We start from the raw sequence: 19,726 nt of genomic DNA, 5'->3' as shown, positions 1-19,726 counted from the left end.
TCAGGAATTCCTCCTTTCAGTCCCGGACTTCGGCCACAAAAAAGGGGAGCGGCCTGCCGGCCCTCCCCTTCTTCACACTTCGTTTTTTCGATTTTTACCAGGTCTCGTCCGGCTCGCCCCAAAGGTTCAGGGCGATGTCATCGAGGAGTTCCGGTATCCCCTCACCGGTCGCGGCGGAAATCGGGAAAACCTTGATGCCGCGCTCCTCGAAGTAGGGGAGCACCTGTTTCAGGTTCTCCTTGACGTGCGGCAGGTCGATCTTGTTGACCACCACGGTCTGCCGCTTCTCGGCCAGTTCCGGATTGAAGAGGGCCAGCTCGCGGTTGATCGCCTCGTACTCGGCGATGGGGTCGCGGTCCGGCATCCAGGAGAGGTCGAGCAGGTGCAACAACTGCCCGGTGCGCTCCAGGTGCTTGAGGAAACGGTGGCCAAGCCCGGCCCCTTCGCTCGCCCCCTCGATGAGGCCCGGGATGTCGGCCATCACGAAGCTGCGGTAGTTCTTGTACTTGACCACGCCGAGGTTCGGCTTGAGCGTGGTGAAGTGGTATTCCGCGATCTTCGGGCGCGCCGCCGAGATCTTGCTGATCAGCGAGGACTTGCCCACGCTCGGCATGCCCAGGAGGCCGACGTCGGCCATCAGCTTCAGCTCCAGGCGGATCCAGCGCTCCTCGCCCGGCTCACCCGGCTGGGCGAACTTGGGCGCCTTGTGGGTCGCGGTCTTGAAGCGGGCGTTGCCCTGCCCGCCGCGTCCCCCCTTGAGGAGCACGATGCAGGAATCCGGCTCGGTGAGATCGGCCAGGATCTCGTCGGTCTCGGCGTCCTTGATCACGGTGCCGCGCGGCACCAGGATCTCCTTCGCCTCGCCGTTGGCGCCGTGGCGGTCGCTGCCCATGCCGTTTCTGCCGCGGCCGGCCTTCTGGTGCGGATGCTGGCGCAGGTCGAGCAGCGTGGAGAGATGCGGCGACACCTTGAAAACCACGTCGCCACCCTTGCCGCCGTCGCCGCCGTCGGGCCCGCCCAGCGGAATGAATTTCTCACGCCGGAACGACACGCACCCTGCGCCGCCGTCACCGGACTTCACATATATTTTTACTTCATCAATGAAACTCATTAACTATTTTCCTGTGCAAACGGCAAAAGCCCGGACCTTGCGGCTCCGGGCTTTCACACTTTGTTTCTACTGCGCTGGCTAGTTGGCCGGGTAGACGGAGACCTTCTTGCGGTCTTTGCCCAGACGCTCGAACTTCACCACGCCCTCGATCAGGGCGTACAGCGTGTAATCCTTGCCAAGGCCCACGTTGTTGCCCGGGTGGATCTTGGTGCCGTGCTGACGGTAGATGATGTTGCCAGCTTTGACGGCTTCGCCGCCAAACTTCTTGCAACCAAGTCTTTGGCCGTCGGAGTCGCGACCGTTCCTGGAACTACCGACGCCTTTCTTGTGTGCCATTTTCTGCTCCTTCTGCCGGTAGCGGCCCTGATCCCAACGAATCCCGGCTGCCGCACCGCCGTTTGAATATTACCTAGGCGTTAATCTTCTCAATCAACAGAATAGTCCTGAGTTGACGGTGCCCGTTAAGTTTCCTGGAGTTTTTCCGGCGCTTGGACTTGAAGACCAGAATCTTCTTGTCTTTGCCCTGCTCGACAATCTTGCCGACAACAGAGGCGCTGGGCACTAAAGGTGTTCCGATAACAACCTTATCGCCGCCAACCATCAGGACGTCGGAGATTTCGACGGTATCACCTACCGCACCCTCCAGCTTTTCGACTTTGAGAAAGTCGCCTTCGGAAACTTTATACTGCTTCCCTCCGGTTTTGACTACTGCGTACATGTACTTCACCACCTTTACTCTGGATTTACAATTGAGCGGTCAAACTTATCTTGAAAAGTATTTTGAGTCAAGGTTTTTTTCTGCCACTCGCTTTTTTTCTGCTGAGTAAGCGGCACAGGTTAATCGAGATCCACGAAAACCTCGTCGCCGCGGATCTCTACCGGGTAGATCTTCAGCGGAACGCATTCCTTGTGCTCCGCGCAGACGCCGGTTACCAGGTCGAAGCGGTAACCGTGACGCTGGCAGGAGAGCTTGCCGGCCTCCTTGATCAGTGCCCCCTGCAGCGGCGCCCCCTGGTGCGGACACTCGTGCTCGCAGGCGTAGATCGTCCCCTTGGTCTTAACCAGGAGGACCTGCACCCCGCCGACTTCGACCAGCTTCTTGCCAAATTCAGGAATCTCGGAAACTTTCGCGGCAAATACCATGGAACACCTCCGGTTTTAGATGTGGTCCCGCTGTATTCAATCAGTCAGTTTTTGCTACCGCAGCCCATTCACGTCCCCGCCCCCGGAGGGGGAGGGACAGGGAGGGGGAAATTCCTTTTGGTCAGCGACTGCAGCCCCCCTCCCAACCTCCCCCCTCCGGGGGGAGGAGCACCAACACACATTACCGCTTGACGATCTTCACGCAGTGGGCCGACTGCTCGGCCTTGGCGCGGGCCTCGTCGCAATCGGCGCCAGACACGAGCGCGACGCCCATGCGGCGCCCCTTCCTGGTGTCGGGCTTGCCGAACAGGCGCAGCTTGCTGTTGGGAACGGCCAGCGCCTCGGCTACCCCTTCGAACCCCACCTCGGCGGCAGCGTCCTCGGCCAGGATGACGTGGGATGCCGCGCACCCCTGGCTCACCACCTCCGGCACGGGCAGCCCGAGGATGGCGCGCACGTGCAGTTCGAACTCGGACAGGTTCTGGGAGATCATGGTGACCATGCCGGTGTCGTGCGGCCTGGGGGAAACCTCGGAGAACCAGACCTTGTCGCCGGTGACGAAGAATTCGCACCCGAAGATGCCGCGCCCCCCCAAGGCCCCAGTCACGGCCTCCGCCTGGCGCTGCGCCTCGGCCAGCACCGCAGGCGTCATCGGGGTCGGTTGCCACGACTCGTGATAGTCGCCGTCGATCTGGCGGTGGCCGATGGGAGGGCAGAAGCTGGTGCCGCCCACGTGGCGCACGGTCAGGAGGGTGATCTCGTAGTCGAACGGGATGAACTGCTCCACGATGACCTTGTTGGAGGCGCCGCGCGCCCCTTCGATGGCGTACTTGAAGCAGCGCTCCATGTCCCCCGCGTCGCGCAGGACACTCTGGCCTTTGCCCGACGAGCTCATGATCGGCTTCACTACGCAGGGAAGGCCGATGGCGGCGACCGCCTCGCCAAACTCCTCCATGCTGGTGGCGAAACGGTAGGCGGCGGTGGGGAGGCCCAGTTCCTCGGCGGCGAGGCGACGGATCCCCTCGCGGTTCATGGTCAGGTTGGTGGCGCGCGCCGTCGGAACGACGTTGAAGCCTTCCTTCTCCAGCTCCAGGAGGTACTCGGTGTTGATCGCCTCGATCTCCGGCACGATGTAGGCGGGATTTTCCAGGCGTACCACCCGGTCCAGTTCTTCACGGTTCAGCATGTCGATGACATGGCTTCTGTGCGCGACCTGCATCGCCGGCGCATCCGCGTAGCGGTCCACCGCGACCACCTCGATCCCGAACCTCTGGGCCTCGATGGCCACTTCCTTGCCGAGCTCACCCGAGCCCAACAGCATCATCCTCGTCGCACCATTTTTCAGCGGCGTGCCAATCATCTTTTCTCCTGGATATTTAAATTAGCTGACTGCTACTTCGAACTGTTCCTGGTGGAACCCGGGCTTGGCGCGCACGGTGATACGTTTCTTGAAGTTCTTCTCCAGCTCCTCGAGACCGCGACGCTCCTCGTCGTAGAGGAGATCGGCCACCTGCGGGTGCACGGTGAGCATCACCTTGGTGCCGCGGATGTCGAGCATCTCGCGACGCAGCTCGCGGAAGATCTCGTGGCAGACGGTGATCTTGGACTTCACGTAGCCGCGCCCCTCGCAGTACGGGCAGGGCTCACACATCATGCGCCCGAGGCTCTCGCGCACGCGCTTCCTGGTCATCTCCACCAGGCCGAGTTCGGAGATCTTCAGGATGTTGGTCTTGGACTTGTCGCTCTTGAGCGCCTCCTCCAGCGCACCGTAGACCTTCTCGCGGTTCACCTCCTTCTCCATGTCGATGAAGTCGATGATGATGATGCCGCCCAGGTTCCTGAGGCGCAGCTGGTAGGCGATCTCCTTGACCGCTTCCAGGTTGGTCTTGAGGATGGTGTCTTCGAGGTTGTGTTTGCCGACGTAGCGACCGGTGTTGACGTCGATGGCGGTGAGCGCCTCGGTCTGCTCGATGATGATGTAGCCGCCCGATTTCAGCCAGACCTTGCGTCCCAGCGCGCGGCTGATCTCCACCTCGAGGCCGAAGTGGTCGAAGATCGGCTCCTCCTCGTCGTAGAGCTCGATGGAGTACTTCATCTTGGGCATGAAGGTGCTGATGAACTGGACGATCTTGTCGTGCTCGGGCTTGGAATCGACCACGATCCGCTCGACCGACTCGGTAAGGATGTCGCGCACCACCTTCTGGGTCACGTCCAGGTCGGAGTGGATCAGGGTCGGTGCACCCGCCTTGTCCTTCTTCTTGGCGATCTCGTCCCAGAGCTTGGTGAGGTAGTGCAGGTCGGCAACCAGATCCTCCTCGCTCTTTCCTTCCGAGACCGTCCTGACGATGAATCCGCCGCCGACCGGCTTGATGCGGTCGACGATCTCCTTCAGGCGCTCGCGCTCGGCCTCGTCCTCGATGCGGCGGGAGATGCCGACGTGGTCCACGGTCGGCATGTAGACCAGGTGCCGTCCCGGGAGCGAGATGTGGGCGGTGATGCGCGCCCCCTTGGTGCCGATCGGCTCCTTGGAGATCTGCACCAGGAGTTCCTGCCCTTCCTGCAGCAGTTCCTCGATCGGGTGCAGCGGGTGCGGCACCGGCTCCTCACCCTCCTCCGGCTCGATGTAGCTGTCGTACTCGTCCATGGCGTCGAACACGTCCGCCACGTAGAGGAAGGCCGCTTTTTCCAGCCCGATGTCCACGAACGCCGCCTGCATGCCCGGCAGCACCCGGACCACCCTTCCCTTGTAGATGTTGCCGATGATCCCCTTCACCCTGCTCCTCTCGACGTACAGCTCCGCTATGGTGCCGTTCTCGATGAGCGCGATGCGGGTCTCGTGGGAGGTGGTGTTGATGACCAACTCGTTTCCCATGCTAACCCCTTCCTGTATATAAAATTCAAAAACAGATCAAAAAGATGTTCAACGTTCAAGGTTCAACGTTCGACGTCAGTTCTGGTGGCGCCGCATGCGTCCCGACGGCACCAGCAACAAGGTCACGGCCTCAACGCCGGAGCCGATGGACCCGCCGTCACCGAGTCTTGGCGACAGGCAGCGCCCTGGGCGAACGTTGAACGTTGAACCTCCGTTACGGTTTAAAGATGACTTCCAGCTTCTCCAGCCGCGCCTCTTTCAAGGCATCGTTGGGGACACCGAGGATGGCGCCGACGAACTCGACCAGCTTGCCGCGCCCCGCCACCATCTCCAGCGCCCGCCCCTCGACCTTCAGCTCGGCCAGCTCGTGACGCAGGTCGAACTCGGTCGCTTTCCCCTTCTTCTCGCGCTTGACCGGCGACGACTCCAGGGCAAGGAAGGCTGCCGCCTTGGCCTCCAGGTCGACCGCCAACTCCTCGGGAAGCGTCACGCGGTAGCGCACCTTGTCCATGATGACGGACAGCGCCGGTGCGCGCAGGTCGATCTCATCAGCCTCCAGCACCCGCACCCCCTCCGGGAGGGTCGCGTTCAGCGCTTGCTGCAGCTGGGCTGCCGTATATCCGGCATCGACCTCGAAGTCCATGTACTCCGCGTAGGACTCGATGCCGACGGAGAGCGCGGTGGCAAAGGAGAACTTCGGGTGGGGATGGAATCCCTGAGAGAAGCGGATCGGGATGCCGGAGCGCCCCACCGCCCTGGTGAACAGGGTCAGCATCTCCAGGTGGCTCAAGAAACGCATCCGGCCGACCTTCTCGAAACGGATCCGGATCCTCTGCGCGTCTTCGGTCGGCTCCGGGACCATGGCCTGGCTGGCGTAGGTGTCGAAGGGAACCGGCTCGTTGAGCCGCAGTTTTATCTCCTTGAAGTCGCATACCCCGCAGCCGGTGCAGCGATCGAAGCGGCAGTCAGGGGTGGCGGCGCCGATGAGCGATGCCTCGCGCTCCTTGAGCAGGAAGGACTTGGTCACGCCGCAGTCGATGTGATCCCAGGGCAGCACCTCGTCCAGTTCACGGCGCCTGAGGTAGAAGGTGGGATCGATGCCGCAGTTCTCGAAGGCCTGCGCCCATTTGAGGCGATCGAAATGTTCCCACCAGCCATCGAAACGGCAGCCGAGGCGATGCGCTTCAATGAGGAGCTTGGCAAGCCTGCGGTCGCCGCGGGCGAAGACCCCCTCCATGCCGGAGAGAGAGGCATCCTGCCACTTCATGATCAGCTTCTTTTTCTTGAGGGCGTCGCGCAGGTAGCGCTGCTTCTCCACGATCTCGGTTTCGCTGATCTGCGGCTCCCACTGGAACGGGGTGTGCGGCTTGGGCACGAAGCTCGATACGGAGACGTTGACGTCGCCGCCGTTGCCGGCGAATTTCCCCTGCCGCTTCACCTCGCGCGACAGTTCCACGATCCCGTCCACATCCTCCATGGTCTCCGTCGGCAGGCCGATCATGAAGTAGAGCTTGATGAGACGCCACCCGTTACGGTAGACGGAAGCCGCGTTCTCCAGGAGCGCCTGCTCGGTAATCCCCTTGTTGATCACGCTCCTGAGCCGCTCGCTCCCCGCCTCGGGGGCCAAGGTGAAGCCGGTCTTGCGCACCCGGCGGATTTCCTCGGCCATCTCGTCGCTCAAGCTCCCGACCCGCATCGAGGGAAGGGAGACCGCCTTCTTCTGGGCCGAGTAGCGGTCCATGAGCCCTTTCAGCAGCGGGGTCAGGCAGCCATAGTCGCCGGTGGAGAGGGAGAGGAGCGAAATCTCGTCGTAGCCGGTGTTGTGCAGCGCCTCTTCCATGATCGAGAAGACCCGCTCCGGGCTGCGCTCGCGCACAGGCCGATAAATATACCCTGCCTGGCAGAACCTGCAACCCCTCGTACAGCCACGGGAAATCTCCACGCTGACCCGGTCGTGCACCGTCTTCAGGAACGGCACGATGGGAGAGGTCGGGTAATAGGCGGTCTCCAGGTCGGCGACGAAACGCCGGCGCACGCTCTGGTACCACTCCTTCCTGGGAGCGATGGCGGCGATCCTGCCATCGTCGTGATAGTTCACCTCGAACAGGGAGGGGACGTAGACCCCCTCGATCCGTGCCAGGCGTTCCAGGAGTTCCGCCTTGGCAATGCCCTGCTCTTTCGCGGCCCGCACGCAGTCGGCCAGTTCGATGACCGCTTCCTCGCCGTCGCCGATCAGGAAGGCGTCGAAGAAGTCGGCCAGCGGTTCCGGATTGTAGGCGCAGGGGCCGCCGGCGATGACCAGCGGATACCCCTCGGGCCGGTCGCAGGCGAGCAGCGGGATCCCGGAGAGATCCAGCATGTTCAGGATGTTGGTGTAGGAAAGCTCGTACTGCAGGGTGAAACCGAGGATGTCGGCCTGCGCCAGGGGCGTTCCTGCCTCCAGCGTGACCAGGGGCTTGGCCTCGGCGCGCAGCGACTCCTCGAGGTCGGGCCACGGCGCGTAGGCGCGCTCGGGCATGACCCACGGCACTCCTTTCAGGACGCCGTAGAGGACCTGCAGCCCGAGATGACTCATCCCTATCTCATATACGTCAGGGAAGGCGAGCACAAAGCGGAGCGCTCCTTCCCGGTCGGCAACTGTTCCCATCTCCCCACCCATGTAGCGGGCGGGTTTTTCCACTGACAAAAGTATGTTATTGCTCAAAAATCCCCCATATAGCCCGGCTCAGCCGTGACCGGCCATAATAACAAAATATTGGAAGCGCTGGCAAGCAATATACCCTCGGCTACAGGACGGCTCTCCACGAACCATACCGCATATGCGGTACTCATTGGAGCATATGCGGCGGCATTATCATGAGAGTCCGCAGCCACCCTACTGCCGCCACACCGTTTTTCAACTGTTTACGCTTATAATGAGAGATTGGCACGCAACCTGCTCTGTGTCGGGTACCAACCCATTTTGCAAAAGGAGAATTACCATGAAAAAAGTTCTGTCCTCCGTAGTTGCTGCTCTTGTTGCTGTTGCTTTCGCTGGTGTTGTTTTCGCTGCTGACGCTGCTCCGGCTGCTGCTCCGGCTGCAGAGGCTAAGAAAGAAGAGAAAGCTCCGGCTAAGAAAGCTGCTCCGAAGAAGAAAAAAGCTGCTAAGAAAGCCGCTGCTAAGAAAGAAGAGAAGAAAGAAGAAGCTCCGGCTGCTGCTCCGGCTGCAAAGTAATTTCCCCTTAACGGGTAATTGCGAAAGGCCGCATCTCACGATGCGGCCTTTTTTTATTCCCTTATTTGCGATGCCAATACGGTAAGTCCCTCTCCCCCCGGGAGAGGGTGCCCGTAGGGCGGGTGAGGGCTGGGGCCCGCAAGGTAGCTCGTCGCCAATTGCATCGCCCTCACCCCTGCCCCTCTCCCGGAGGGCGAGGGGATACTGCTACGCCACTTTCGTGGCCGGGCAAAAAAAAGATCCAAGGGTTCCGGCTGCGGAACGTGCCTTGGATCTTTTTTGCGTTTCGGAGCAGCGGTGCCCGGTCCGCCTATTCCTTCTGCCAGGCGTAGGCCGGATCGAGGTAGGGGGCGTAGAAGCCGGGGTAGGCCAGGAAGAAGGTGGCTGTCTCACCGACACCCGATGCCGTACGCACCAGCGTCATCCCTATCCCTTTCAGCGGACCGACGGTGACGCACTTGGCCGCCCCTTCTTCCTTGCAGGTGATGTAAATCTGCTTCGGGAGTTCCAACCACCCGGTCGCGATATTGGCGACACCACGAGCCAGTTTGTTGGCCATGCCGTCCACCACCTCTTGCGGCGAGGCGGTATCGATGGTCTGCATCTCGGCGGCACGCCCTTTTTCTGCTGTGAGCACCAGGGCCAGCGCCAGTATGGCCAGAACGACAAACTTCTTCTGCATCATCTACTCTCCCTTGCCCTGAGCTGGTTGCGCCTCGCTCTGGCCTCTCGGTTCGACCCTTTTTTCTTCCCACCCTTCCCAGACGAATTCCGGGGTGATCAGGGGATCGTAGTAGCCGGGCTGGGGTACCGCGAAAAAGACGGTCTCGGTCAGGCCGGTCAGCAGGCGGTAGAAGGCCATGCCCGCGCCTTTCAGGGGGCCGACCACGTAGCCGATGCCGCCGCGGTCCCGCACCATCAGGTAGGACTGTTTGGGCACCTCGACCACGGAGGTCACCGTGTTGGTCACGCCGCGAACCAGCTTGAACGCCATCTTCTCGGCAATCGCCTCAGGTTGCTGACCTTCCAAAGCAAACGAAGAGGTAGCAAAAACCATGAGCAGCAACAGAGATAACAAGGTCGCCTTGATACGCATGTCGACTCCTTTTTGAGCTACATGTCGATAAATGCTATGTTCTTGTAGCATAGATGGCTTTCATTGGCAAGACAGCACTACCTCTGTCATTGCTGAGGACAGTAACAAAAAAGGCGCGGTTGGAAAAACCGCGCCTTTTCTTCATTCAATGTCTGGTGTGGATGTTACTTCTTGCCGTGTTTCTTGGCGAGATATTCGGCGACGCCGCTGGTGGAAGCCTTCATGGACTCCTCACCTTCCTGCCAGTTGGCGGGGCAGACTTCACCGCCGTGGGTCTCGACGAACTGGAGCGCGTCCAGCATCCTGAGCGCCTCGCCGACGCTGCGGCCCAGCGGCAGGTCGTTGATGACGGCGTGGCGTATAACGCCCTTGGTATCGATGAGGAAGAGCCCGCGCAGCGCGACCGACTCGTTCAGCAGGATCCCGTAGCTCCTGGCGATGGACTTGTCGAGGTCCTCGACCAGCGGGTACTGCACGTTGCCGATGCCGCCGTTTTCCACCGCGGTGTTCTTCCAGGCCAGGTGAGTGAACCTGGAGTCTACCGAGACGCCGATCACTTCGCAGTTCTTCTCCTTGAATTCCGCCACCCTCTTGTCGAAGGCGAGGATTTCGGAGGGGCAAACGAAGGTGAAGTCGAGCGGGTAGAAAAAGAGGACGACGTACTTGCCGCGATATTTGGACAGAGTGAGCTCTGCGAAGGAGTTATCGGGCAGTACCGCCTGTGCAGTAAAATCGGGCGCTTCCTTAGTCACCAAGGTAGTAAGACTCATAGGTTCTGTTCTCCTTTCGGCTGATTGGGATTCTAATGGGAGCAACTGTACCAGCGGTCCAATCCCGTGTCAATCAAAAAAGATAAAAAGCGTCCTATTTGTCCTTTGGGCCTTTCGGAAGGCCCGATTTCCTCCTACGCGTGTCTCTTAGCGCTCCACTATTTCGCCGCGAATACTGACAGTTACCTCACGGAACGGGATCTCCATGCCCGAAGCCGCCAGGGCCTGGCGCGCCGCCATCACGATGCCGCCGCAGCAGGGGACTTCCATCCTGAGGACGGTAATGCCCTTGATGCCGGAGACGCGGAACAACTCGGTCAGCTTGGCCAGGTAGGCGTTGTTGTCATCCAGCTTCGGGCAGCCGACCACCACCGCCTTGCCGGCGAGGAAGTCCTGGTGGTAGTTCGCGTAGGCGAAGGGGACGCAGTCCGCGGTGATGAGCAGTTCGGCATCCTTGAAGTAAGGCGCCGTTACCGGGACCAGGTGCAGCTGCACCGGCCACTGGGCCAACTGGCTCTGGATCGACCCGGTCGTCGCTGCCGGAGCCGACGGGGCCGGTGCGAAGCTCTGGACGCGGGAGCCCGGGCAGCCGCCGCCATGCCCATGCCCATGCCCATGCCCATGCCCATGGCCGTGGCCATGGCCGTGGCCGTGGGTTGCCGGCGCCGCGCCGTGCGCGCTCAGATGCTTTTCGACGGCGGCCTCGTCAAACTCGTCGGCTTCGCGCTCGATAATGGTGATGGCGTCCTGCGGGCACTCGCCCAGACAGGCGCCCAAGCCGTCGCACAGGTTGTCCGCCGCGATCTGGGCCTTGCCGTCCACGATCTTGATCGCGCCTTCCGCGCAAGAGGGAACGCAAAGCCCGCAGCCGTCGCACTTGTCTTGGTCTATGTGCACGATTTTCCTGATCATCTTAACCCCCTAAAGTCCGTTCTACGTTCTATGTTCTACGTTCTAAGTTAAAAGCAAAAGCTGACTGTTGCTGTGGTCCTGAGTTCATACTCCAGGTTCTAACGTAGAACGTAGAACCTAGAACGTAGAACCGCCGTTAAAAAAAGTAGTGCCAGAGCAGATCGAGGCGGCCGCGCAGCATCAGGTGCTTGCCGGAATAGGCCATGATCTCGCGGACCTTGGCGCGCTGCGCCTTGCCGTAGCAGTGTACGTGACAATGCTTGCAGGTCGGCTTGGGATCGAGCGGGCATTTTTCCCGCTTCAGCTTGGCATAAGCCAACAGTTCGGAGCACTCCTCACAAAGCACGCCCTTCGGACTTTTATGCTTGCTCCGGCAGTAGCAGCCGATGAAGGTTTCCAGAATCCGAATGTCTTTTTCCTGTTTCGCTTGCTTTTCCATGCTCGCCACCATAGCAGAACAAATCCACAGAAGTCATGACCAAAGTCAATAAAATCAACTCCGCACCCTTTGCCTTTGCGGCGGTTTTATGCTACTTTCCCGCGAATGAACACTAACATGGAAAAAGTCATCATCCCGCGTGGAGAGCATTCCATCTCTCGCTCGCTGCTCAGCCCCAATGGCGTCAAGGTGCTCTACAAGCTCAGGGAGCACGGCTTCATCGCCTACCTGGTAGGCGGCGGCGTCAGGGACCTGCTCCTGGGACGTGAGCCCAAGGATTTCGACGTCGTCACCGACGCCACGCCCAACCAGCTCAAGAAGCTGTTCCGCAACTGCCGCCTGATCGGCCGCCGCTTCCGCCTCGCCCACATCCATTTCCACGACGAGATCATAGAGGTCGCCACCTTCCGCTCCACCGTCGATGCGGCCGAGGCCGCCCTCGAGGAAGTTGCCGAGGTTGCTCCCGAAGAGCCCGGCGAGGCTGCTGCCGAGGCTGAGCAGCTCGAAGAGGAGCGTGACCGGAGACGCCGCCGGCACCACCATGGCCCGCCCATCCTGAAGAGCGAAGACGGCATGGTGCTCAGGGACAACGTCTTCGGCACCCCCGAAGAGGACGCTGTCCGCCGCGACTTCACCGTCAACGCCCTGTTCTACAACATCGCCGACTTCTCCATCATCGATCATGTCGGCGGCATGGAGGATCTGAAAAACGGGCTGATCCGCACCATCGGCGACCCCATGGTCCGCTTCACCGAAGACCCGGTGCGCATGATCCGGGCCATCCGTTTCGCTTCCATGCTCGGCTTCAACATCGAGCCGCGCACCGAGGCCGCCATCGAGGCATTGTGCGGCACCATCAACAAGGCGACCCCGCCGCGCCTCTACGAGGAGGTGCTGAAGCTGCTGCTCATGGGCGCCGGGGAACGTACCTACCAGATGATGCGCCACAGCGGACTGTTCGAGCCCCTCTTCCCCCACTTTGACGCCTGGCTGTCCCGCGAATCGGACTGCTATCCCCACGTCCGCGTCGGCAAGGCGTTGGAATGGGCGGATGACCAGATCGGGCAAGGAATCGCCGTCACCCCCCCGCTGTTGATTGCGTTGATGTTTGGGGAGTACCTGGAGGAGAAGGTAGCCCAGTTCCGCGACGAGGGGCTTCCCCCGCAGCAGGCGACCGATGCCGCGGTGGCCGCCTTCGCCGGCGAACTCGCTCCGACCGTCTCGGTCCCCAACCGGGTGCTGGTGGCGGTACGTGACATCCTCAACATGCAGCATCGCTTCCAGAAGACGCCGGGGCGCAACGGCCGCGGCGTGGTGGCGCGGCTCGGCTTCCGCGACGCGCTCCAGTACCTGCGTTTCATGGAGCAGCTCACGCCGCCCAAGCGCTCGCTGGCAGATTGGTGGGAGCGCTTCGCCGCGCAGCAGGCGGAGGGAGTGGAAGCCGCGCCGCAGCCGAAAGGTGAGGCGGCAGCCGCCGAGGGTGCGAAGAAAAAGCGGCGCCGGAGAAGGCGGCGCCGGAAACCCGGAGGAGCGCCGGAATAAGGATTTCCCCCCTCCCCAGCCCTCCCCCTCCGGGGGCGGGAGCAGAAAAAGCCCCTCACCCGTACCACCGGTTCGAGGGGCTTTTTGCTTTATGCGCCGCAGCCGTCCGCAATCCCCTCTCCCTCCGGGAGAGGGTTAGGGTGAGGGGATTTCCTTGCTAGCACCGCCCTCACCCGCCCTTCGGGCACCCTCTCCCAGAGGGAGAGGGGACCAGGGTCGGTTCGATTGCCAAGCTTCTGCTGTCAACTGCCTTTCGTTATTTCCGCCACTTCCAGCCTCTTGATCTTGTCGCGCAACTCCGCCGCCCGCTCGAACTCCTGGGCCTTGGCCGCAGCCAGCATCTCCTTCTTCAACCGTTTCAGGGTCTTCTCCAGGTCCTTCGGGTTGAGGAAATCCTCGCCCTTCACCGGGACGGTGACATAGTCCTTCTCCTCGGGGGCCTGCAGCACGTTGGCGATCAGCCTCTTCACGCTCTCGGGCGTGATGCCGTGCTCCAGGTTGTAGGCCTGCTGCAGTTCGCGGCGCCGGATGGTCTCGTCGATGGCGTCTTTCATGGACCCGGTTATCTTGTCCGCGTACATGAGCACCCGCCCGGACACGTTCCTCGCGGCGCGGCCGCAGGTCTGGATCAGGGAGCGGGTCGAGCGCAGGAACCCTTCCTTGTCGGCGTCGAGGATGGCGACCAGGGACACCTCGGGGAGGTCCAGCCCCTCGCGCAGCAGGTTGATACCCACCAGCACGTCGAACTCGCCCAGCCGCAGGTCGCGCAGGATCTCCATGCGCTGGAAGGTATCGATGTCGGAGTGCAGGTAGCGCACGCGGATGCCAAGCTCGCGGTAGTAGTCGGTGAGTTCCTCCGCCATCCTCTTGGTGAGCGTGGTGACCAGGACGCGCTCGTCCCGCTCGGAGGTGAGCCTGACCTCGTGCAGCAGGTCGTCCACCTGCCCCGCCGCGGGACGCACCTCGATCACCGGGTCGATGAGGCCGGTGGGGCGGATCAACTGCTCCACCACGACGCCCCCCGACATCTTCAGCTCGTGCTCCGCGGGGGTCGCCGAGACGTAGATGGCCTGGTTCAGCTTCCTGCTGAACTCCTGGAAGGTGAGCGGCCGGTTGTCCAGGGCCGAGGGGAGCCGGAATCCGAAGTTGACCAGGGTTTCCTTGCGGCTGCGGTCGCCGCGGTACATCCCGCCGACCTGGGAGACCGTGATGTGGGACTCGTCCACCACCAGCAGGAAGTCGTCGGGGAAGTAGTCGATCAGGGTGTAGGGCGGCTCCCCCGCCCGGCGCCCGTCGAAATGCCGGGAGTAGTTCTCGATCCCCTGGCAAAAGCCCATCTGCTCCATCATCTCGATGTCGAAGAAGGTGCGCTGCTCGATGCGCTGCGCCTCCAGGAGCATGTTCTGCTCCTTGAAGTAGCGGATACGCTCCTCCAACTCGAGCCGGATCTGCTCGACGGCCCGCTCCAGGGTCTGGCGGCTCGCCACGTAGTGCGACGCCGGGTAGATGGCGAAGCGCGGCAGTTTCTGCAGCTGCACACCGCGCAGGGGGTCGATCTCGGAGATGGTCTCCACGGTGTCGCCCCAGAACTCGATCCGGATTGCCCGTTCGTCGTCGTGCGCCGGGAACACCTCGACGGTGTCGCCGCGCACCCGGAAGCTGCCGCGGTGGAAGTCCACGTCGTTTCTTTCGTACTGGATCTCCACCAGCCGTTTCAACAGCTCGTCACGCCCGAGGTCGTCCCCCTCGCGTACCCGGATCTGCATCTCCTGGTACGATTCGGGCGAACCGATGCCGTAGATGCAGGAAACCGAGGCGACGATGATCACGTCGCGCCGGGTCAACAGGCTCCTGGTGGCGGCATGGCGGAACTTGTCGATCTCGTCGTTGATCGAGGAGTCTTTTTCGATGAAGGTGTCCGAGGAGGGGATGTAGGCTTCGGGCTGGTAGTAATCGTAATAGGAAACGAAGTACTCTACGGCGTTGTTGGGGAACAGCTCCTTGAATTCTCCGTAGAGCTGTGCCGCCAGGGTCTTGTTGGGGGCGAGCACCAGGGCGGGGCGGTTGCACCTGGCGATCACCTGCGCCATGGTGAAGGTCTTGCCGGAGCCGGTGACCCCGAGCAGGACCTGGTGCTGGTCGCCGCGCAGCACCCCTTCGGAAAGTTCTTCGATGGCGCGGGGCTGGTCGCCCCGCGCCTGGAAACCAGTAACCAGTTCGAATTTGTCCATGCGCAGGATATTAACAGTATGGGGTGCGCCTTGGCAACAGGGGCGTCAGGCCGCGGCGCAGGTCCGGTGCGGCGGGAGCTGGTTCACACTCAGCCAGTAGTTCATCACCTGCTTCATGTTTTCGCAGAACTGGCTGTAGTCCACCGGCTTGCGGATGTAGCTGTTGGCGCCCAGACGGTAGCTGTCCAGGATATCCTGCTCCTCGGTGGAAGAGGTGAACACGATCACGGGAATGGAGCGGGTCTTCGCCTCCTCCCTCATGCGGCGCAGCACCTCCAGCCCGTTGACCTTGGGGAGCTTCAGGTCGAGCAGAACCAGCAGTGGGGTCGGGGTCGACTCGCCGCCGTTGCGCCCGGTGCCGAACAGGTGGTCCAGCGCCTCGGCGCCATCGCGCGCCACCACGATGCCGTACGGCATGTGCTTGCGTATCGCCCTAAGGGTCAGAGCCTCGTCATCAGGATTGTCCTCGACCAGCAGGATCATCTTGTTCATCTGAGTCCTCCTTGTTAGAGAGATAGAGGGAGAAAGTTAACAAATTTCCAACGCGTTTACAATAATATTTTAATAATTTTATTCTTAGCCCCACCTTAATCGGAACTGTTGATTTTTCCGACGCCCCTGTGCGATACTGCAGCATCTTACGCAACTCAACAAAGGGAGGTCACATGTTTGGATTCGGCATGCCGGAGCTCATTATTATCCTCGTGATCGTGCTCGTGGTGTTCGGTGCCGGCCGGCTCCCGGAGATCGGCGGCGCGCTCGGCAAGAGCATCAGGAACTTCAAGAAGGCTTCCAGCGGCAAGGATGAAATTGAGATTAAAGCCGGCCGCCCTGATGACGATAAGAAAGGGAGCTAGCTCCAGCTAATTAGTTTTGCGTCTCGTCGTTTCCGAGGTCCCCGCTGCAGCTTGCGGGGACCTTTTGTTTTTTTTTTGCGGCCAACGGCAGGACAGGCAGTCACAGCGGAAAGATCATGAGAAAACATCACAAGGACGCAGCCCCCCACGGCGCCGGACAGATCGTCGAGCTGCTGGTCGCCACCGGCGTCATCACCACGCAGCAACTCCTCTACGCCCAACGTGTGCACGGGAAGTTGCAGTCCACCAAAACGCTGATCGACGTGCTCCAGGAACTGGAGTACATCCGGCGCGAGGACGTGGTGCGTACCTTGCGCGAGAACAGCCTCTCCATCCGGATCGGGGACCTGCTGGTCGAGCTCGGCTACCTGAAGCAGAGCGAGCTGCTCACGGCGCTCAACCTGCAGAAGGAGGGGGGCACCCCGCGCAAGATGCTCGGCGACATCATCGTCGAGAAGGGGTTCATCGAGGAGCGCCGGCTGACCGAGGTGCTCTCCTTCCAGCTCGGCTTCCCGATGGCGGAGCTGGAGTTCCGCAAGCTGGACCGCAAGCTCTTCGCCAAGGCCCCCTTCGAGGTGTTCCGGGACGAGCTTTTCGTCCCGTACGCCGTGGACGACGAGGGGGCGACGCTGGTCGCCTTCGCCAACCCGCTGGAGAAGTACTCGCGCCTCTCCGCGGAGAAGATCTTCGGCAGGAACGTGAAGCCGGCGATCGCCACCCGTACCGCCATCCTCTCCGCCATCGCCGCCGCCCAGAAAACGGCCGGCGACGACGCCGTGGTGCCCGACGAGACCACCGTCGTGGGCATGATCAACAAGCTCTTCGACGACGCCATGACCATGGGGGCCAGCGACATCCACATCGAGCCGCTCAGGGACCGGCTGCGCATACGGCTGCGCCACGACGGGGTCATGATGCCGCACATGGAGCTGTCGCTCGACCTGGCGCCGCAGCTTTCCTCGCGCATCAAGGTCATGGCCCAGGCCGACATCGCCGAGAAGAGGCGCCACCAGGACGGGCGCATCATCTACGAGAGCCGGCTGCACGGCTTCAACCTCGACATGCGCGTCTCCGTCTACATCACCATCTTCGGCGAAAAGATCGTGCTGCGCCTTTTGAACAAGAAGGAGGCCATCCTCGAGGTGTCGCAGATCGGCATGGCGCCGCGCATGCTCAAGCAGTTCATGGAAGACGCCCTGGACACCCCGTCCGGCGTCATGATCATCACCGGCCCCACCGGCAGCGGCAAGACCTCGACCCTTTACGGCTGCGTCAGCCACCTGAACAACATCAACACCAGCATCATCACCGCCGAGGACCCGGTGGAGTACGTCATCGAGGGGGTGGCCCAGTGCTCCATCAACCAGAAGATCGGGGTGACCTTCGACGAGACCCTGCGCCACATGGTGCGCCAGGATCCGGACGTGATCGTGCTGGGCGAGATCCGCGACAACTTCTCCGCCGAGACCGCCATCCAGGCCGCGCTTACCGGCCACAAGGTGCTCACCACCTTCCACACCGAAGACAGCATCGGCGGCCTTTTGCGCCTGATGAACATGCAGATCGAGTCGTTCCTGATCTCCTCCACCGTGGTCTGCGTCGTCGCCCAGCGCCTGCTGCGCCTGGTCTGCAACGACTGCGCGGAGCCCTACATTCCCGCACCGGCTGAGTACGGCCGCATGGGGATGTCGGCCAAGGACCTGGCCGGCGCCAACTTCCGCGCCGGACGGGGCTGCACCAACTGCCGCTTCACCGGGTTCAAGGGGAGAAGCGCCGTCTTCGAGCTGTTGATCCTCAACGAGCCGGTGAAGGAGGCGATCCTGCAGAACAGGTCCTCCGCCGAGATCCGCAGGCTGAGCATGGAGACTTCGGGGCTGGTGACCCTGTTCGAGGACGGCCTGGTGAAGGCAGCCAACGGGCTGATTTCGCTCCAGGAGGTGCTGCGCGACCTCCCCCGCATCGGGTCGCCCAGGCCGCTCATGGAACTGCGGCGCCTCCTGGGCTATTGAGGGAAACAGCGATGCACACGGCAAGGAGAGCAGCTGACATGAACCAGCAAGCCTCGATAGTTGAGGTGATCAAGGCCCGGCTCGCTGAGGGACGCCTCAGCATCCCGGTCTTCCACGCCGTAGCCGTCAGGCTGCAACAGGCGCTGGCCCGCCCCGATTTCGACATCAAGGAGGTGCATCAGCTCCTGAACGCCGACCCCGGCATTGCCACCGGCGTCCTCAGGGCGGCCAACTCCGCCTTCTACGCCGGGCTCACCAAGGTGAGCACCATCAGGGAGGCGATCATCAGGCTGGGCGCCAACGAGGTGGCCAACCTGGCCATGGCCACCACGCAGCAGGACCTGTACCGCTCCAACGACACGCGCTACAACGCGGTGATGCAGACGCTCTGGAAGCATTCTTTCTCGTGTGCGGTGGGGAGCAAGTGGCTGGCGCAAAAGGTGGGATTCGCAGCACAGGCCCAGGAAGCCTTCTTGGGGGGACTGCTGCACGACCTGGGCAAACTGTTCCTGCTGAAGTGCATGGAGGAGGTGTGCCGCGAGCAGCATTTCAACGCGGTGACCAGCCAGGCGGTGCTGAGGGAGGTGCTCGCGACGCTGCACGTGGAGCAGGGATACCAGCTCATGGTGCAGTGGCAGATGCCGCAGGTCTACTGCGACATCGTGGCCGGGCACCAGCAGGAGCGCTGGGACCAGGGCAACGTGCTTTTGGCCATGGTGCGCCTGGCGAACCTGGCGTGCCGCAAGTTGGGCATCGGTTTGAACCGCGATCCGTCGGTCCTGCTCTTTGCCTCGGGCGAGGCACAGGTGCTGGGTCTCAAGGAGACCGCCCTGGCGGAACTGGAGATCGTCATCGAGGACGCACTAGCCGTCCCCATTTCAGGTGAATAAACATGCGGCGGCACAGCTTCAGTGCAGCCACCGCTTGAGCAGCTCCGGATTGAGCGGTTTGGGCAGGACGGCCAGCACGCCCAGGCTCTTGCACTGCTCTATGTCCTTGGGATCTTCAGAGGAGGAGAGTGCGAACACCTTGAGGGCCTTGGTGCGATCGTCGCTGCGCAACCGCCGCAGTACCCCGACGCCGTCGATCTTGGGCAGCTTCATGTCCAGCAGTACGAAGTTGGGTTCACGGTGCTCACCCCAGCCGTTCCCCTCTCCCAGTAGCATCCCCAACGCCTCAGCCCCGTCGCGCGCAACCGCGACCTTGTCGTAGCCCGCTTTTTTCAGGGCCCGCAAGGCGAGTTCTTCGCAATTGCTGTTATCTTCGACCAACAAAATCTCAGCTTCTTGCATAGCGCCTCCCACTTCTGCGGTTCAGGGTCCTTTTACTGTCAACTGCCTCGGTGATTCGACGGTTATTCCGTGTACTTTATTAGCACATTTTTAACATCAATTTTTATAAGACCATCGTTATTTCCGCTGCAGCGCAGCTTCCCGCTCATTTTGCCCACTTCCAACTCCGGCACGATGCCTGACTGTCAAAGCGGTGATTTCACCGTAACTGCAGCACTCATAGCGACGAGAGAGCCA

20 protein-coding genes are annotated in these 19,726 nt (G+C 61.7%); 5 read left to right on the top strand and 15 right to left on the bottom strand.

Annotated features, from left to right (window positions below; genetic code table 11):
- Positions 1-94: 94 nt before the first annotated feature.
- From obgE to H7687_RS01675, 7 genes are all read right to left on the bottom strand, one after another.
- Positions 95-1,111, bottom strand: a complete 1,017-nt coding sequence (gene obgE, locus H7687_RS01705; protein WP_183344439.1) for a GTPase ObgE — start codon at positions 1,109-1,111, stop codon at positions 95-97.
- 78 nt (positions 1,112-1,189) lie between these two features.
- Positions 1,190-1,447 carry a 50S ribosomal protein L27 gene (gene rpmA, locus H7687_RS01700; protein WP_183344437.1) on the bottom strand — a complete coding sequence of 86 codons (258 nt, stop codon included), beginning with the start codon at positions 1,445-1,447 and terminating at the stop codon, positions 1,190-1,192.
- A 73-nt stretch (positions 1,448-1,520) separates the two neighbouring features.
- Positions 1,521-1,829, bottom strand: coding sequence for a 50S ribosomal protein L21 (gene rplU / locus H7687_RS01695; protein ID WP_015718499.1), 309 nt, complete (start codon positions 1,827-1,829; stop codon positions 1,521-1,523).
- A gap of 119 nt (positions 1,830-1,948) precedes the next feature.
- Positions 1,949-2,254, bottom strand: a complete 306-nt coding sequence (locus H7687_RS01690) for a Rieske (2Fe-2S) protein (RefSeq protein WP_183344435.1) — start codon at positions 2,252-2,254, stop codon at positions 1,949-1,951.
- Positions 2,255-2,435: 181 nt separating this feature from the next.
- On the bottom strand, positions 2,436-3,614 hold the full coding sequence (gene purT / locus H7687_RS01685) for a formate-dependent phosphoribosylglycinamide formyltransferase (RefSeq protein WP_183344433.1): 1,179 nt from the start codon (positions 3,612-3,614) through the stop codon (positions 2,436-2,438).
- 21 nt (positions 3,615-3,635) lie between these two features.
- Positions 3,636-5,126, bottom strand: a complete 1,491-nt coding sequence (locus H7687_RS01680; RefSeq protein ID WP_183344431.1) for an Rne/Rng family ribonuclease — start codon at positions 5,124-5,126, stop codon at positions 3,636-3,638.
- Between the two features lie 214 nt (positions 5,127-5,340).
- Positions 5,341-7,830, bottom strand: a complete 2,490-nt coding sequence (locus tag H7687_RS01675) for a TIGR03960 family B12-binding radical SAM protein (protein WP_183344429.1) — start codon at positions 7,828-7,830, stop codon at positions 5,341-5,343.
- A gap of 277 nt (positions 7,831-8,107) precedes the next feature.
- Here H7687_RS01675 and H7687_RS01670 point away from each other — a divergent pair, with 277 nt between their 5' ends.
- A complete protein-coding gene (locus tag H7687_RS01670) occupies positions 8,108-8,341 on the top strand; it encodes a hypothetical protein (protein WP_183344427.1) in 234 nt (77 codons plus the stop codon).
- 310 nt (positions 8,342-8,651) lie between these two features.
- Here the strand turns inward: H7687_RS01670 and H7687_RS01665 are convergent, their stop codons facing one another.
- The 5 genes from H7687_RS01665 to H7687_RS01645 form a co-directional block, all read right to left on the bottom strand.
- Positions 8,652-9,023 carry an exosortase system-associated protein, TIGR04073 family gene (locus H7687_RS01665; protein ID WP_183346005.1) on the bottom strand — a complete coding sequence of 124 codons (372 nt, stop codon included), beginning with the start codon at positions 9,021-9,023 and terminating at the stop codon, positions 8,652-8,654.
- Between the two features lie 3 nt (positions 9,024-9,026).
- A complete protein-coding gene (locus tag H7687_RS01660) occupies positions 9,027-9,437 on the bottom strand; it encodes an exosortase system-associated protein, TIGR04073 family (RefSeq protein WP_183344425.1) in 411 nt (136 codons plus the stop codon).
- A gap of 164 nt (positions 9,438-9,601) precedes the next feature.
- On the bottom strand, positions 9,602-10,207 hold the full coding sequence (locus tag H7687_RS01655; protein WP_183344424.1) for a peroxiredoxin: 606 nt from the start codon (positions 10,205-10,207) through the stop codon (positions 9,602-9,604).
- A 147-nt stretch (positions 10,208-10,354) separates the two neighbouring features.
- On the bottom strand, positions 10,355-11,119 hold the full coding sequence (locus H7687_RS01650; RefSeq protein WP_183344422.1) for an ATP-binding protein: 765 nt from the start codon (positions 11,117-11,119) through the stop codon (positions 10,355-10,357).
- Between the two features lie 136 nt (positions 11,120-11,255).
- The gene (locus tag H7687_RS01645; RefSeq protein ID WP_246404508.1) at positions 11,256-11,558 is read right to left on the bottom strand and encodes a nitrous oxide-stimulated promoter family protein; all 303 of its coding nucleotides are present in this window, start codon (positions 11,556-11,558) and stop codon (positions 11,256-11,258) included.
- Positions 11,559-11,663: 105 nt separating this feature from the next.
- Between H7687_RS01645 and pcnB the strand changes: the two genes are divergently transcribed.
- Positions 11,664-13,100, top strand: a complete 1,437-nt coding sequence (gene pcnB, locus H7687_RS01640) for a polynucleotide adenylyltransferase PcnB (protein WP_183344418.1) — start codon at positions 11,664-11,666, stop codon at positions 13,098-13,100.
- Positions 13,101-13,342: 242 nt separating this feature from the next.
- Here pcnB and uvrB read toward each other — a convergent pair whose 3' ends face one another.
- Together uvrB and H7687_RS01630 are read right to left on the bottom strand one after the other, a co-directional pair.
- Positions 13,343-15,331 (bottom strand): excinuclease ABC subunit UvrB, encoded by a 1,989-nt coding sequence (uvrB, locus tag H7687_RS01635; protein ID WP_183344408.1) that lies wholly within the window; start codon positions 15,329-15,331, stop codon positions 13,343-13,345.
- 45 nt (positions 15,332-15,376) lie between these two features.
- A complete protein-coding gene (locus tag H7687_RS01630; RefSeq protein WP_183344406.1) occupies positions 15,377-15,823 on the bottom strand; it encodes a response regulator in 447 nt (148 codons plus the stop codon).
- A gap of 173 nt (positions 15,824-15,996) precedes the next feature.
- Between H7687_RS01630 and H7687_RS01625 the strand changes: the two genes are divergently transcribed.
- The 3 genes from H7687_RS01625 (at position 15,997) to H7687_RS01615 (ending at position 19,087) form a co-directional block, all read left to right on the top strand.
- Positions 15,997-16,188 (top strand): twin-arginine translocase TatA/TatE family subunit, encoded by a 192-nt coding sequence (locus H7687_RS01625; RefSeq protein ID WP_015718486.1) that lies wholly within the window; start codon positions 15,997-15,999, stop codon positions 16,186-16,188.
- Between the two features lie 116 nt (positions 16,189-16,304).
- Positions 16,305-18,197 carry a GspE/PulE family protein gene (locus tag H7687_RS01620; protein WP_183344404.1) on the top strand — a complete coding sequence of 631 codons (1,893 nt, stop codon included), beginning with the start codon at positions 16,305-16,307 and terminating at the stop codon, positions 18,195-18,197.
- Positions 18,198-18,235: 38 nt separating this feature from the next.
- Complete coding sequence (locus H7687_RS01615; RefSeq protein WP_183344403.1) at positions 18,236-19,087, top strand: HDOD domain-containing protein; 852 nt, start codon at positions 18,236-18,238, stop codon at positions 19,085-19,087.
- An 18-nt stretch (positions 19,088-19,105) separates the two neighbouring features.
- On the opposite strand, the gene H7687_RS01610 is transcribed toward H7687_RS01615, so the two are convergent.
- Complete coding sequence (locus tag H7687_RS01610; protein ID WP_183344401.1) at positions 19,106-19,489, bottom strand: response regulator; 384 nt, start codon at positions 19,487-19,489, stop codon at positions 19,106-19,108.
- Positions 19,490-19,726 lie beyond the last annotated feature (237 nt).

Origin of the sequence: Geomonas paludis (assembly GCF_014193585.1) — a bacterium.
Taxonomy (GTDB): domain Bacteria; phylum Desulfobacterota; class Desulfuromonadia; order Geobacterales; family Geobacteraceae; genus Geomonas; species Geomonas paludis.
This window is presented reverse-complemented; position numbering and strand designations above follow the sequence as displayed.